Annotated in this window: 15 protein-coding genes and 1 pseudogene; 14 read left to right on the top strand and 2 right to left on the bottom strand. The window is 42.6% G+C overall.

The annotated features are described in order from the left end of the window. Positions 1 to 119, top strand: a pseudogene (locus tag FTT87_RS05480) (IS30 family transposase); the annotation flags it as partial. 316 nt (positions 120 to 435) lie between these two features. On the opposite strand, the gene FTT87_RS05475 reads toward FTT87_RS05480, so the two are convergent. Further along, a complete protein-coding gene (locus FTT87_RS05475) occupies positions 436 to 708 on the bottom strand; it encodes an oxidative damage protection protein (RefSeq protein WP_180042004.1) in 273 nt (90 codons plus the stop codon). 11 nt (positions 709 to 719) lie between these two features. Continuing rightward, positions 720 to 2,150 (bottom strand): argininosuccinate lyase, encoded by a 1,431-nt coding sequence (gene argH, locus FTT87_RS05470; RefSeq protein ID WP_180042006.1) that lies wholly within the window; start codon positions 2,148 to 2,150, stop codon positions 720 to 722. On the opposite strand from argH, the gene FTT87_RS05465 reads away from it, so the two are divergent. From FTT87_RS05465 to FTT87_RS05405, 13 genes are all read left to right on the top strand, one after another. After that, positions 2,141 to 3,298, top strand: coding sequence for a sensor histidine kinase (locus FTT87_RS05465; protein WP_180042008.1), 1,158 nt, complete (start codon positions 2,141 to 2,143; stop codon positions 3,296 to 3,298). The two genes, argH and FTT87_RS05465, sit on opposite strands and share 10 nt — an antisense overlap. 52 nt (positions 3,299 to 3,350) lie before the next feature. After that, the gene (locus FTT87_RS05460; RefSeq protein ID WP_166170677.1) at positions 3,351 to 4,091 is read left to right on the top strand and encodes a LytTR family DNA-binding domain-containing protein; all 741 of its coding nucleotides are present in this window, start codon (positions 3,351 to 3,353) and stop codon (positions 4,089 to 4,091) included. 107 nt (positions 4,092 to 4,198) lie between these two features. After that, entirely contained in the window at positions 4,199 to 5,116 is a 918-nt protein-coding gene (gene hemC, locus FTT87_RS05455; RefSeq protein ID WP_086196451.1) for a hydroxymethylbilane synthase, read from the top strand. Between the two features lies 1 nt (position 5,117). Continuing rightward, the gene (locus tag FTT87_RS05450) at positions 5,118 to 5,897 is read left to right on the top strand and encodes a uroporphyrinogen-III synthase (protein WP_180042010.1); all 780 of its coding nucleotides are present in this window, start codon (positions 5,118 to 5,120) and stop codon (positions 5,895 to 5,897) included. After that, positions 5,894 to 6,736, top strand: coding sequence for a hypothetical protein (locus FTT87_RS05445; RefSeq protein WP_180174540.1), 843 nt, complete (start codon positions 5,894 to 5,896; stop codon positions 6,734 to 6,736). Before FTT87_RS05450 ends, FTT87_RS05445 begins: the two co-directional genes overlap by 4 nt. A gap of 7 nt (positions 6,737 to 6,743) precedes the next feature. Continuing rightward, positions 6,744 to 7,937, top strand: a complete 1,194-nt coding sequence (locus tag FTT87_RS05440) for a heme biosynthesis protein HemY (protein WP_166170672.1) — start codon at positions 6,744 to 6,746, stop codon at positions 7,935 to 7,937. Between the two features lie 11 nt (positions 7,938 to 7,948). Beyond that, entirely contained in the window at positions 7,949 to 8,383 is a 435-nt protein-coding gene (locus tag FTT87_RS05435) for a thioesterase family protein (RefSeq protein WP_086196447.1), read from the top strand. A gap of 139 nt (positions 8,384 to 8,522) precedes the next feature. Continuing rightward, entirely contained in the window at positions 8,523 to 8,849 is a 327-nt protein-coding gene (locus FTT87_RS05430) for an H-NS family nucleoid-associated regulatory protein (RefSeq protein WP_086196446.1), read from the top strand. 184 nt (positions 8,850 to 9,033) lie between these two features. Next, entirely contained in the window at positions 9,034 to 9,777 is a 744-nt protein-coding gene (gspN, locus tag FTT87_RS05425) for a type II secretion system protein N (protein WP_180042014.1), read from the top strand. A gap of 2 nt (positions 9,778 to 9,779) precedes the next feature. After that, positions 9,780 to 10,622, top strand: a complete 843-nt coding sequence (locus FTT87_RS05420; protein WP_180042016.1) for a type II secretion system protein N — start codon at positions 9,780 to 9,782, stop codon at positions 10,620 to 10,622. Between the two features lie 43 nt (positions 10,623 to 10,665). Beyond that, positions 10,666 to 12,927, top strand: a complete 2,262-nt coding sequence (gene gspD / locus FTT87_RS05415) for a type II secretion system secretin GspD (RefSeq protein WP_180174539.1) — start codon at positions 10,666 to 10,668, stop codon at positions 12,925 to 12,927. 69 nt (positions 12,928 to 12,996) lie between these two features. Further along, on the top strand, positions 12,997 to 13,680 hold the full coding sequence (locus FTT87_RS05410) for an FHA domain-containing protein (RefSeq protein ID WP_180174538.1): 684 nt from the start codon (positions 12,997 to 12,999) through the stop codon (positions 13,678 to 13,680). An 85-nt stretch (positions 13,681 to 13,765) separates the two neighbouring features. Beyond that, positions 13,766 to 14,437, top strand: coding sequence for a phosphoglycolate phosphatase (locus FTT87_RS05405; RefSeq protein ID WP_180174537.1), 672 nt, complete (start codon positions 13,766 to 13,768; stop codon positions 14,435 to 14,437). Positions 14,438 to 14,447 lie beyond the last annotated feature (10 nt).

Here is a 14,447-nt window from a genome sequence, read left to right as displayed (position 1 = left end):
TAAACGAACAAATAGAGCAGATAGAATTTGCACTCAACCATCGTCCTAGAAAAACACTAGGTTGGCATACACCGAGTGAAGTTATGGCTGGTTTTTATACTGTTGCACTTGCCGCTTGAATCCGCCTTACCAAATAAATAGAAAATGAATGCCTAATTGGGATTTTCAGAAAAAATAAAAAAGCCTTATAAGAAATGTTTTTGACAATTAAATTACCCGGAAACGAATATTGTTAGCATGGATTTAAGTGAATAGCTTCCTCAGCTAAAAAGGGAATCTTTTGAGATTCCCTTTTGACAATCAAAACTACGCGCTTCGCTTGTCTTGCGTAAAATTCAGATCAGCTTAAAAAAGAATCCCCTTTATTGGGGATTCTTTTTAGATTAAAGCCTGCGCGAGCAAAGCTCTTGCCTTGCGGAGCAGTGCTCCGCTTAATCACGCCTCAGGCTTTAGGCCCTCAGCTTTTTCCAGTGACTCATCATTGTTAAAGAATTTCTCACGCTGTTCTTCAAGAAATTTTTTCGCATCCGGTTCAAACACGTTTAGGCGTTTTTCATTGATGAGCGTAGTTTGATGCTTGAGCCATTCCTGCCAGGCTTGTTTGGACACGGTGTCAAACAGTTCCTGACCCTTTACCCCCGGGAAGGGAGCAAAGTCTAAACCTTCCATTTCTGTTTGATACTTACGGCAAAAAACTTGTCGAGACATATCCGTTTTCCTTAAGCGTAGAGTTTTTCTAAACGAGCGTAAGCACGAGCAATCGCTGCTTCAACCTGTGCAGGTGCCGTACCACCAATGTGGTTACGTGCATTGACAGAGGCTTCAAGCGTCAAGGCTTTTTCAAACACATCAGCTTGAATCAGACCAGAGAACTGTTGCAGCTGTTCAAGTGTCAATTCAGACAGGTCTTTACCTTCTTGCACACCTAGCGCAACTGCTTTACCGACAATTTCATGTGCATCACGGAATGCCACGCCATTTTTCACCAGATAATCTGCAAGGTCAGTTGCAGTCGAGAAACCGCGAAGCGCTGCTTCACGCATGATTTCGATATTTGGAACCAGTGCAGGAATCATGTCGGCAAAAGCCATCAATGAACCACGAACAGTATCGATTGCGTCAAATAATGGTTCTTTATCTTCCTGGTTATCTTTGTTATAGGCCAAAGGTTGACCTTTCATCAGCGTTAATAGACTCATCAAGTCGCCGTATACGCGGCCAGTCTTACCACGAATCAACTCTGGAACATCCGGATTTTTCTTTTGCGGCATGATTGAAGAGCCGGTACAGAAACGGTCTGGAATGTTGACAAATTTGAATTGCGCAGAAGTCCACAGAATCATTTCTTCAGACATACGTGACAAGTGCATCATAATTAAAGATGCAGCAGCATTGAATTCAATACCGAAGTCACGGTCAGACACGGCATCCAGCGAGTTTTCACACACGGCTTCAAAACCTAAAAGCTGTGCGGTGTATTCACGCTCGATCGGATAAGTGGTACCTGCAAGTGCAGCAGAACCAAGCGGCAAGCGATTCACACGCTTACGGCAGTCAATTAAACGTTCAGAGTCACGTACCAGCATTTCAAACCACGCCATCAAGTGGTGACCAAAAGTCACAGGCTGAGCGGTTTGCAGATGGGTAAAGCCCGGCATAATGGTATTGGTATTTTTCGCCGCCAGACCCAAAATGCCTTTTTGTAATTTTTGCAATAACTCTAAAATCGCATCAATTTCATCACGTACATATAAACGGATGTCTGTCGCCACCTGGTCGTTACGGCTACGACCGGTATGCAGTTTTTTACCGGTGATGCCAATACGACTGGTCAAGCGCGACTCGATATTCATGTGCACATCTTCTAGGTCAATGCGCCATTCGAATTCACCTGCTTCAATTTCAGCTTTAATGGTGTTTAGGCCGTTAATGATGTCATCGCGTTCTTGTTCTGTTAAAACGCCTACTTTGGCAAGCATGGTTGCATGCGCAATAGAACCTGCAATATCTTGTTTATAAAAGCGTTGGTCAAATTGAACAGATGCTGTAAATTCAGCAACAAATGCGTCAGTAGCTTCAGAGAAACGACCGCCCCACATACCCGAAGTTTGGGCTTGTGACGGATTTGAGGAATTAGAAGATGTGGTCATATCGGCTCAATAAAATAAAAAGCAGTAATTTGAACAAGAGTATAGCAAATTCAGAATCACTTGCCGAAAAACAAAGCGATCCAGCTTCGACCTATACAGATGATCGGAAAAACAATGACGCCTATTTTTTTACGAAAATAGGGCATTGGCAACATCTAATTGAATTATTTATTGCCAGCAATATTTTGGCGGTCATCTTGGCTCTGGCAGAAGCACAATCCTGGACGGCTTTAAGTGTGGGTCGTCTGCTGCAATATATATTGTTCATTGATTGGGTTTTACTGGCTTTTGTTGCCTTGATTGAGCGCCTGCAGAGCAAAATCCAGCACTTCAGTTTTGGGCAGACCCTGGTTGCGGGCTTTGTTTTACTGCAGATTATTGTGTTATTGACCACGGTGGTGTTGAACGGTGTTATTTTCTTTGGACAAAATTTTCAATTCCAGCATTTGACGTTACAGGTTTTATTCGATGGCGCTGGATTACATCTCAGTTATGGGGTGCTGATTGGAAGTTTTTGTTTTCGCTATCTTTATATGCGTGAGCAATGGTCGCGTCAGCAAAACAGTGAATTAAACGCACGTATTCAGGCCATGCAGGCGCGGATCCATCCGCATTTTTTATTTAATAGCTTAAATACGGTGATCAGTCTGATTACCATTGATCCGGATAAAGCGGAACAAATGTTACTGAATTTATCACAGTTATTTCGGGCCAGTTTTAAAGAACTTAAACTGGTGCGCTTAAAAGATGAAATTGAACTGTGCCAGCGTTATCTGGCCATTGAACAGATTCGCTTGGGGGATCGCTTACAGGTAGAGTGGAAATATGACGATGAAGTTCTATTTTCTCAGATACAAATTCCTTTATTAACTTTACAACCTTTAGTGGAAAATAGTATTTTTCATGGAGTTGAAAAATTTCTAACAAAGAGTACGATAAGCATATTGATTGAAATATTGCAAAATCAAGTCAATATAGTCATTACTAATCCTTATGCACAGGATAAAATAAATTTACGACAGGGACATGGTATTGCAGTTGAAAATGTTAAGCAGCGGCTTGAAGCTTATTATGGGCACTCTGCAACTTTTCAGACATACGCGGGGAAGGGAATATTTACCACAGTTGTGCAATATCGATATAAATAAAAGATCATAGTTAACCTATAAAAAAAATGATGTTGACTGTGAAGGAGGAGAAATGGACATCCTGATTTGCGATGATGAACCTCTCGCCGTAGAGCGCTTGTCACGTTTAGTTACGCAATTGGGACATCAGGTGGTTGCCACTGCAAGTTATGGGCAGCAAGCAATTGAAATGACTCAATTCTATGAGCCGGATGTAGTACTGTTAGATATTCAAATGCCTGAAATGGACGGCTTGAGCTGTGCTGAATATTTGCGCCAGCTTGATCCTATGCCCGCCATTGTTTTTTGTACGGCTTATGATGAACATGCTTTGGAGGCATTTAAGTCGCATGCAGAAGGCTATTTGCTAAAACCGGTGATGCAGCAGGAATTGCAACAGGTATTAGATCATTTAACAAAACTGACTCAAGCACAAATGAGCAACTTAAAACAAAAAGAAGATATGGACGAACTCAATATAAAACGCCATCAGATTGTTGCGAAAACCTATCGTGGTGTGGAATTGATCCCTGTAGAAAATATTTATTATTTTTTGGCAGATCAAAAATATGTCACGGTACGGCATAAAAATGGCAGTGTACTGATCGATGAAACCTTAAAAGATCTGGAAAACGAATTTGGCGACCAGTTTATTCGAATTCATCGCAATGCTTTGGTTTCAGTACATTTCCTGGATGGTCTTGAAGTGATCAGTTCGGGACAGTATCAAGTGCGTTGCCGTGAACTGGAAGAACGCCTGGCGGTCAGCCGACGTCATCTGCCCAATTTAAGAGAACGCATCCAAAAGATCTAAATCTGTTTTCATAAATTTAGGTGACAAGGAGAATGCAAATTTACTTGCATTTTCCAGTCAGCACGTTAAGTTTACACTAACGCACTTATTGACTGTTTCTTGGATTTATGAAGATTTTGAAGATTGCAACTCGACAAAGCCCGCTTGCTTTATGGCAGGCGGAACATATTCGTGCCCGTTTGGAAGCATTACATGCGGATCTTAAAGTTGAGTTAGTGACCTTCGTCACCCAAGGTGACAAAATTCTGGATACGCCTTTAGCCAAGATTGGCGGAAAAGGACTTTTTGTTAAAGAGCTGGAAGCAGCCCTGCTGGATGGCCGTGCAGACTTGGCGGTGCATTCAATGAAAGATGTGCCGATGGCTTTGCCTGAAGGACTGAGCCTTGCGGTGATCTGTGAGCGTGAAGATCCGCTGGATGCCTTTGTGTCTAATACTTATGCAAGTTTTGATGACTTGCCACAAGGCGCCAAAGTGGGTACATCGAGCCTGCGTCGTAAAAGCCAGATTTTAAAAGCCCGTCCCGATTTGGAAATTATCGATTTACGGGGTAACGTGGGGACGCGTTTATCCAAACTGGATGCAGGTCTTTATGATGCTATTATCTTGGCAAGTGCGGGTTTAAAGCGTTTGGGGCTGGCTGAACGTATTCGTCATACGCTGCCAGCGGAAGTGAGCTTGCCGGCAGTTGGACAGGGGGCGCTTGGTCTGGAATGTCGTGCGGCAGATCAGGCTGTGCTGGAGCTTATTTTACCACTGTTACATCGCGAAACTGATGTGTGTGTACGTGCAGAACGCGCATTTAATGCCTATTTGGAAGGGGGCTGTCAGGTCCCGATTGCAGGGCATGCGACTTTAATTGAAGGTCAATTACATATTGAAGGTCGTGTTGGTAGTGTAGATGGTGCGACTTTATTAAAAGCTAAACTGAGCGGAACACCTGAACAGGCTGTAGAGCTGGGTGAAATGCTAGCGCAAAAATTAGTTGAACAAGGCGCTGGCGATTTATTGAAAGCCCTATATTAATATGCTGTTTATCAATACACGTCCGCAGGACCGTGCAGAAAGTTTGAGTCATGCCTTACGTATGGCTCAAATTGAGGTGTTGGATTTACCTTTATTGCAATTGCTGCCTCGACCCTGGTCAGCTGACTTGTCTGAACTTTATCAGCAATTGCCTGCTGCTCAGGTGATTGTGGTGGTGAGTCCCACGGCCGTGCAAATCGGCATGGATTATTTAAAACAATCATGCATAACGCTGGATCAGCTTAAACATATTCAGTGGATTGCGGTCGGGGATCGCACTGCTCAGGCTCTGGCACAATATGGTATTTCTGCCGAAGTCCCCAAAGTTGAAACATCGGAAGGAATGTTACAGCTTCCTGTTTTACAAACCCTCAATTCAGGTCAGTGTCTGGCTTTTTGGCGTGGTGAAGGGGGGCGGATGTTTATGATGGATCAGTTAAAACAGCAAGGCATGCGAATTCTAAATTTTGTTTTATATGAGCGCCGTTGTCCTGTATTTACTCAGCAAGATTTAGCTAATGTATTATCTTTATTAGAAAAACAAAAACAGTATGCTATGGTAGTCAGTAGCGAAGCGGGTTGGTTAAACTGGATTCAGCTCATGCAACATCAGAGGCACCTTATTGCAAGAGGGCATTATTTGGTTTTAGGGGAGCGCCTGTATCAAGTTGTTTCGAATTATAAAAAAAATCATGCAACATGTTTTAATATCACGCGACTACCTGATTTAAAAACAGATTCAATTCTGCAGAAGCTTGTTGTTGTGCAAGGGAACACATGAAGAAAATACTCATTTTATTATTTATTTTAAGTCTACTGTGGATTGCTAAATTAAGTTATGACTTATTCAATCTTACTGCACAACAAACAGAATTAAATACCAGTCTGCATCGAATCGAACAGAATAATGCAAATTTAAATGATCAATTTGTCGCTTTACAGCGCAAAGTCATGCTGACAGGAGAGTCTGCACCGGCAAGTTCGCAGGCTGCAGAGAATTTAAAAACCATTCAGGCAGCAAGTATTGATCCAGTTGTGGTGATTAAACAGCAACTAGAATTAATTGAATTTATGTTGCAGCAACAACAATTTACCGCAGCTCTGGATAAATTAACCCGTTTGGATCAAAGTCTTGAGCAATATGCCCTTGCGGCACCATTGAAGCAAAGTCTGCATCAGGTTATTGCCAAAGATCATCAGCTTATTCAGCATTTTGTCAGTGAGCGGATGGCTCAGCAAATCAAAGTGGATGCGCTTATTCAGCAACTTGATGCTGCGCTGGCCCAAGAGTTACATGCACCCCAATTAAACGCGAGCCAGGCATCGGGTAAATCTTTCTGGCAACGCTGGCTGGTGATTGAACCTGCGAAACAACCTGCTACGGCGCTTATGCAGCGTCCGTTAATTTTAAAAGAAGCGCAGCTCCGACTGCTCGTTGCGCAACAAGCCTTAAAACAGGGGCAATATTTAGAGTATCAAAAATCCCTGACTGAAATTATTCAATTATTAAATCAAATCCCCGATGAGAAGTCGCGACAGCTGATTCAGAATATCCAGAAGATCAAAGGATTTACGGCTTTGCCTACGCCTAGTTTAAATACACGTGCATTATTGGGATGATAAATTCATGAAGCAGATTTTACTGGCCTATGCTTTTATCAGCCTACTTATTATCGCAGGTTTAAGTGTTTTAAGTTATGGGTATGGCGCAGGTTATGTTTATTTATACTGGCGTGAATGGCAAATTCAAACCAATATCTGGATTATGTTTATTATTCTGGCCAGTTTAAGCCTGTTGATCCAATTATTGTGGTTGCTCATTAAACGTTATTTAACCCGGGAACAACGAAAGCTGGAAACGGTTTTTAATTTTAAAAACTTGCACCCTTATGAACAGTTGGCAGTAATTTGGTTATTAGAGGCGGCACAAGATCAACATCAATTTATTCAAAACGTCTTTTCTCAATCGGGTTTATTAAAGGGGATTATTGGTTCACGTTTGTATTGGATGCAGCAGCAATATCCCCAAGCGCTTGCCATCTTAAACCAAAGTAATGCCATGGCATTTGAATTGGCCGAAATACAGCGCATAGAAATTTACCTGTCGCAAAATGATGGTGAGCAAGCATTAACCCATCTTGAATTCTTAAATCAACATGAGCTTTCACCTTGGTTAAAAGATGTAAAAAGTGCATATGATTTAAGATTAACCAGTTTATGGGAAAAGTTTGCCATTCAGTTTCCCTGGATGTATTTACGCTCGACTAAATATGGACATCTGGGCACAGAAAAAAAACGGGAATGGTTACAGCAATTATTGGTTAATTTTGATCAGGCTAATATCGAAAGTTTGCAAAATTTGCAACAGCGCTATTTAGACTTGCAGGACCAGATTTATAGCCGTGATTATGAGATTAAAGTGTTATGGTTAAAGCTGTTATCACGTATGCCGGAAATGAGCCAGCAGCATGAAGCCTTGGTCTTACATTTACTGGATCAACAGTTTAATCAAGACGTTTTTTATTTATGGTTCCAGCAGCAATTATTAAAGCAAAGTCCGGATTATTTAATGGTTGAGCAACGAATTGACTATTGGGAAAGTAAATATCCTTCTTTACCTGTATTTGCCTTTGTGAAGTGGCATGTATATACCGCTACTGCAAGAGCGGCTGAAGCTGACCAATTGCTGGAGTTATACCCAGATAATGTGATGATGAATTATTTAAGAATTAAATCTACTTTAAAAGGTCAGGATGATTTGATTAAGCAGTTAAATTTAATTTTTGAAAATAATGCAAATTTTGTTGAAATAAAAATATAAAGGTAAGAAATATGCTCACTCTGTCCGATTATCCGGTGATTTATGATCAGTCTGTTGCTTGGGGCGATATGGATGCATTTGGGCATGTAAATAACGTGATGTATTATCGTTATATCGAAAGTGCCCGCATTTTTTATATGGATGTCTTGAATATTTTTGCACAGGATGTTTATACAGTGGTTGCTTCTAACCAATGCAAATATATTAGTCCGCTATTTTATCCAGACCAGCTTAAAATTGGTGTGCGTGTTGAGGAAATTCGTAATAGTGCCTTTCGTATGAGCTATTTATTATGGAGCGAGTCGCAACAAAAAACTGTTGCCGTGGCAGAAGCAGTGATTGTTTGTGTAAATAAGCACAACATGCTTAAAACGGAAATACCAGAAATTATTCGCCATAAAATTACAGAAATTGAGTTAAGCGTAAAACATTTAATTTTAAATTAAGGTTTTTCCAATATAGTGGGCTGTAAAATCTATTTAGCTAATTTTTATTATTTAAAAAATTCTATTGAATGTTTTAAATAATAAAAATATTATGAGCTAGTTTTAATTAAAAAAATATAAAGCCTTTTTTGGAGTTAATATGATGCCTGACATTAGTAATTTATCTGTTGAAGAGTTAAAGCGTTTACAAGTTGAAGCTGAAGCATTAATTGCTTCTAAAAATGATCAGGCAGTTGAAGATGCCTATCAGCAAATTTTGGACATTGCTGATAACGTTGGTTTAAGCATTGAACAAATTTTAGAGTTTGGTGCCACCAAACGTAAGAAAAGTACACGCAAATCTGTAGAACCACGTTATCGCAGCAAAAAGAATTCAGCAGATACTTGGACTGGTCGTGGTAAACAACCGCGCTGGTTGGTTGCAGAACTTGAAAGTGGTGCAAAATTAGAAGATTTTCTCATTTGATGGAAATATTCATCAGATAGTCATCTAATCGAATTAAATTAAAAAAACCAGGCTTTTAAGCGTGGTTTTTTTATATCTATTTTTTATCACTTGGAATTGGCGTTGAGAAAAAAGTGTGCATAATGGGGTAGAAATATAATATTCGTGTTAAGGGAAGAATAATTGACATGTGGGTCGTGGTGGGATGATTAAAAAACCCAAATATATCACCTGGTGGATTTTCTCCGTCAGCATCTTTTTAATGTTCATATTACTCCAAATTCCAGCGGCTTGGCTGATTTCAAAATTTTATAAAAACAACCAGATTTTACAAAACGTCAGCGGTAATATTTGGCAGGGGCAAGCAGATTGGCAGAAGGGTAATTTAACCGGGTCGTTGAGTTGGAAAACACGTCCTCTGGATATTTTTTTGCTGCGTTTGGGGGCAAACATAGAGTTACATAGTGGGAATACCCAGCTGGATGCTGTTGTTGGCTATGGTTTTGGCAAAAAAATAATGGTCCATGACTTGAATGGCCAGGTTGCGCCGGAAACGCTGAAACATCTGGTAGAATGGCAGTGGCCGGCCAATGCCATCCAATTGCAGGATATCAATTTTTCTTTTAAAAAAGAACAGGGTTTTGCCGGGGCTGAAGGTCAGTTGCAATGGGCGGGCGGCGAGCTGGTTTATAATTATGCCCAGCGTCAGGACCGAATGAATATTCCTTCCTTGAAAGGAAAATTGTCGGATGAAAATAATAAGCTGGTTTTTGATATCCGGGATCAGCGTGATCAAAAGCTGATGGCATTGGAACTGGATCAAAACGTGATGCTCGATCTGCGGTTGACTCAACGTCTGCTGCTGAATATCTCTTCCTATAATGGTAAAGCTGGTTTGGATACCTATGTGGTGAGTTCGCGCCAACCTTTGTTTAAAGGTGGCCTCTAATAATGAATCAGTGGTTAGAAAAAATTCAACAACTCAACTGGAAGCAGACAGACCGGATTGCTCCCTTATTTTTGGTCCTGCTGATTTTATATTTATGCTGGAAGTTGGCAAACATTTTTTGGCTGCTGGTGGCGCCGCCTCAGGTCATGCAGCTGGACCGTGTTGAGCTGGGTTCACACCAGCCACAGGTACCCAATATTTCTTCATTTGCCCTGTTTCAGGAAGCAGGTAGAACAGCTGCGGCAGAAGACACGGCTAATTTGATTTTGCAAGGTGTGGTGGTTGGTCATCCCAATCAGTTTTCCTCCGCAGTCATTAAAGTCAATGATCAGGCCGATCGCTATCAGGTGGGTGAAAATATTGCCCCGACCTCTTATCAGTTGGCTGAAGTGTACTGGGATCGGGTAGTGTTGCGTCAAAGTAATGGGACTACGCGAGAACTACAATTCAAAGGTATGGAAAATGGTCTGGATCAGAGCATTATTCCGCCTGTAGCAACAAACAGCTTACCGATGAATAATCAGACCACACCGCCTATGCCCAGTCAGGAACAAAATGCTTTAGGGCAGGCGGTGCAGAAGATACAGGAAGACCGTGATCAGTATTTAAAAGATATGGGGGTCAATGCAGCGAGTGGGGGCTATGAAGTTACGGCAAGAACGCCAGCGGCATTGCGCAGTAAGCTGGGACTGCAACCAGGTGACCGCATCATGTCTTTAAATGGACAGGCTGTGGGGCAGGGGCAAAGTGATGCCCAGCTGCTGGAACAGGCTCGACGTGAAGGTCAGGTCAAAATAGAAATAAAGCGTGGTGATCAAGTGATGACCATACAACAAAATTTTTAAGTGATGCATCGTCACCTTACAGGATTAGGAAGCACGGAACTTTATGGCTTTATTTAATCATCGTCCAGTGTGGGCTTTATTCGCGGCTGCACCCCTGATTGCTATGGTGAGTACCTCTACTCAAGCGCAAACATGGAAAATCAACTTACGAGATGCTGATTTAACTGCATTTATTAATGAAGTGGCCGATATTACCGGGAAGAATTTTGCTGTTGATCCGCGTGTGCGCGGCAATGTCACGGTCATTTCCAATAAGCCTTTAAATAAAGCCGAAGTCTACGATCTGTTTCTGGGCGTATTGAACGTGAATGGTGTGGTCGCCATTCCTTCAGGCAATACCATCAAACTGGTTCCAGATAGCAATGTCAAAAGTTCCGGTGTGCCTTTTGACAGCAAGCACCGTGCGACTGGTGATCAAATTGTCACACGGGTGATCTGGCTGGAAAATACCAACCCGAATGACCTGATTCCTGCCATCCGTCCATTGATGCCGCAATTTGCCCATTTATCGGCAGTGGCTGGAACCAATGCACTGATTGTGTCAGACCGTGCCAGTAACATTTATCAGCTGGAAACCATTATCCGTAATCTGGATGGTACCGGACAAAATGACATTGAAGCGGTGAGCCTGCAATCCAGTCAGGCTGAAGAAATGATTGGTTTGCTGGAATCTATGAGCTCTACCGGCGCAGCCAGAGATTTAAAAGGTTCCCGTATCCGCATCATTGCAGATACCCGGACCAACCGCATTGTATTGAAAGGTGACACCGCAACACGCAAACGCATCCGCCAGATGATTGAAATGCTGGATGTGCCAGCAGCAGATCGTTTGGGTGGTTTAAAAGTGTTTCGCTTAAAATATGCCAGTGCCAAAAATCTGGCGGAAATCTTACAGGGCTTGGTGTCTGGTCAGTCGTTATCCGGTTCATCCAATTCAAATAGTTCATCAAACAATAATGTGATGAACAATTCAAACAATAACAATTCGGGCAGTAGTTCATCTGGTAGCAGTTCTTCCAGTATTTCGACCCCAAGTATTAATCTGGGTGCAGGATCAAATACTAGTAATCAGAATAGCATCACCAGTTTTAATGCTAATGGCGTCAGTATTATTGCTGATGACAGCCAAAATTCATTGGTGGTGAAAGCTGATCCACAACTGATGCGTGAAATTGAATCGGCCATTCAGCAGCTGGATATCCGTCGTCAACAGGTCCTGATTGAAGCCGCCATTATTGAAGTGGAAGGCAATGATGCCGATCAGCTGGGTGTGCAGTGGGCTTTGGGTGATCTGACCAACGGCGTCGGCTTAATTAATTTTAGCAATGTCGGTGCAAGTATTGCCGAGCTTGCCGCCGGATATGTAGCCGGTGGTGCGGCAGGTGCTGCGGCCAATTTGGGAACCGGTACCTCGTTGTTACTTGGTGATTACAGGGAAAGCGATAACGGTTCACGCAAACTTTATGGCGCATTGATTCAGGCGCTAAAAAGCAAAACCAAGTCCAATCTGCTCTCGACACCTTCCATTGTCACCATGGATAATGAAGAGGCCTATATTGTAGTGGGACAGAACGTGCCGTTTGTGACCGGTTCTGCAACAACGACTTCAGCAGGGTTGAATCCTTATACCACGGTAGAACGCAAGGATGTTGGCGTCACGTTAAAAGTGGTGCCGCATATTGGGGAGGGTGGTTCGGTGCGTCTTGAAGTCGAGCAGGAAGTTTCTGCGGTACAGGACAAAGGTCAGGCCCAGGATCTGGTGACCAGCAAGCGTGCCATTAAAACCTCGATTCTGGCAGAACATGGACAGACTATTGTTTTGGGTGGCTTGATTTCCGACAACTCGATTCATAGCCGTCAGTCGGTACCGGGTTTGGGTGCAATACCTGGTTTGGGGCGTCTCTTCCGTGCCGATGCCAAATCCAATGAGAAGCGCAATTTGCTGGTCTTTATCCATCCCACGATTGTTGGAGATAAGAATGATGTGCGCCGTTTGTCGCAGCAGCGTTATAGCCAATTGTACAGCTTGCAGTTGGCCATGGATCAGGATGGTACTTTTGCCAAATTACCTGAAAATGTAGAAGATATTTATCAGCAGCGCATTCCGGTTACCTCATCGGCACCGAAAGCCTCTCCTTATCAAACATTGCCATCAGCAACCCAAAATCAGCCCAATACAGCCACATTTAGCACACCGATTGCGATAGAACCGGTAGTGCAGAAACAAAGTGTTGCTATGCCGGTGACCGAGGTTAAAAAAACCAAAAATACCGTGACCACAACCACGATTCGTTCTGGTTCTTGACAGCGTGGCTAAAGAATTGAATATTTGCCGTGATATGATGATTCAAAATCACAAAGAGAAGTGCATTTCATGACTTGGAAAATACAAGCAATTACTGGTGAATTAACGGGACAGGAAATCAGCATCGACCGTGATATGTTGGTCGGGCGCCATCAGAGTGCAGATATCGTATTGCAGGCCGGGGAAATTTCCCGTAAACATGCGGCTTTCTTGCTCAAAGACCAAGCCTTATGGCTGCAAGATTTAAACTCATCCAATGGCACCTTTGTCAATGATGTACGTATTGAACATGAAACCTTGTTAAAAGAAGGGGATATCATTCAGTTCGCAAGCCTGAAATTTTCAGTTCTAGAACCTGCTCAAGCAATAGACGTGCCGCTTGAGATTGAACAGACTGTCGCTGCATTAAATCAGGAAGGGCCAGCAGTTAAACAGCCTGTAGAAACTGAAGTGCTAAAGACCGCAGCACAGCAAATGAATGATCAGGGCATGCCTGAACTGACCGAGCGCGATGCCAGCGTTCAGCTGAGTCGTGATGGTATGCCACAAGGGGTTGCCATCCCGAAACCTGCACCTATTCCTGAAGGTGTAGACTTGAGTACAATTCCCGAGAAGCAAATACCTATCGCGGTTGAAACACCGGTATCACGTGTAGAGCAAGTCAAGGAAGAGCAGAAAAATGCATCGGTGGGCCTAATCTCCATTGTTGTATTGATTATCCTTGCAATCATTGCCTGGTTGTTCTTTAAATAAGCCTGCACGCGACATACAATAAAGGCATGCAATCGCATGCCTTTATTGTATCTGTGCGGTCGAAATCAATCATAAGAGGGAAATGATGTCTGTAGCAAAACTTGCAAGCCGTAAACTGATTTTATTTGACTTGGATGGTACCTTGGTTGACTCGGCATCAGATTTATACCGGGCCATGAACATGAGTCTCAATGTCTTGCAATTGCCGACCGTGACTGAGCAACAGGTGCGTACCTGGATCGGTAAGGGCACCTCTGTTTTTTGCCATAGCACTTTGCAATATCTTACCGGAAAGGTCGATCCTGCACAGCATCAGCAATTATTGGCGACTTTTTTAAGTATTTATAATGCAGATCCCTGTGTGGATACCCAGCCTTTTAAAGGGGTAGTCGAATTTCTTGACTGGGGTTTAAGCTGCAATAAGCAAATGATTTGTGTCACCAATAAACCGGAACAGCCGGCACGTGCGATTGTTGAAGCCTTGGGGTTGAATCATTATTTTGTCGATGTGATTGGTGGGGACCGTTTTGAAGAGCGTAAACCTCATCCACGGCAACTGCTGTTTTGTGTTGATGAATATAATGTCACTGCGGCAGAAACCTTAATGATTGGTGACTCTAGTAATGATGTCGAAGCAGCAAGACGTGCGGGAGTTGATTGTATTGTGGTGAGCTATGGCTATAATCATGGTGAAGATATTCATGATTGCCAGCCGCAACAAGTGGTTGATGATTTAACAGAATTACTTGCGCAATAAGTGAAAATTA

It is taken from the genome of Acinetobacter sp. YH01022 (assembly GCF_013420235.1).
In the GTDB taxonomy this organism is placed as follows: Bacteria; Pseudomonadota; Gammaproteobacteria; order Pseudomonadales; family Moraxellaceae; genus Acinetobacter.
The sequence above is the reverse complement of the archived record's forward strand: the minus strand, read 5'-3'. Positions and strand labels throughout refer to the sequence as shown.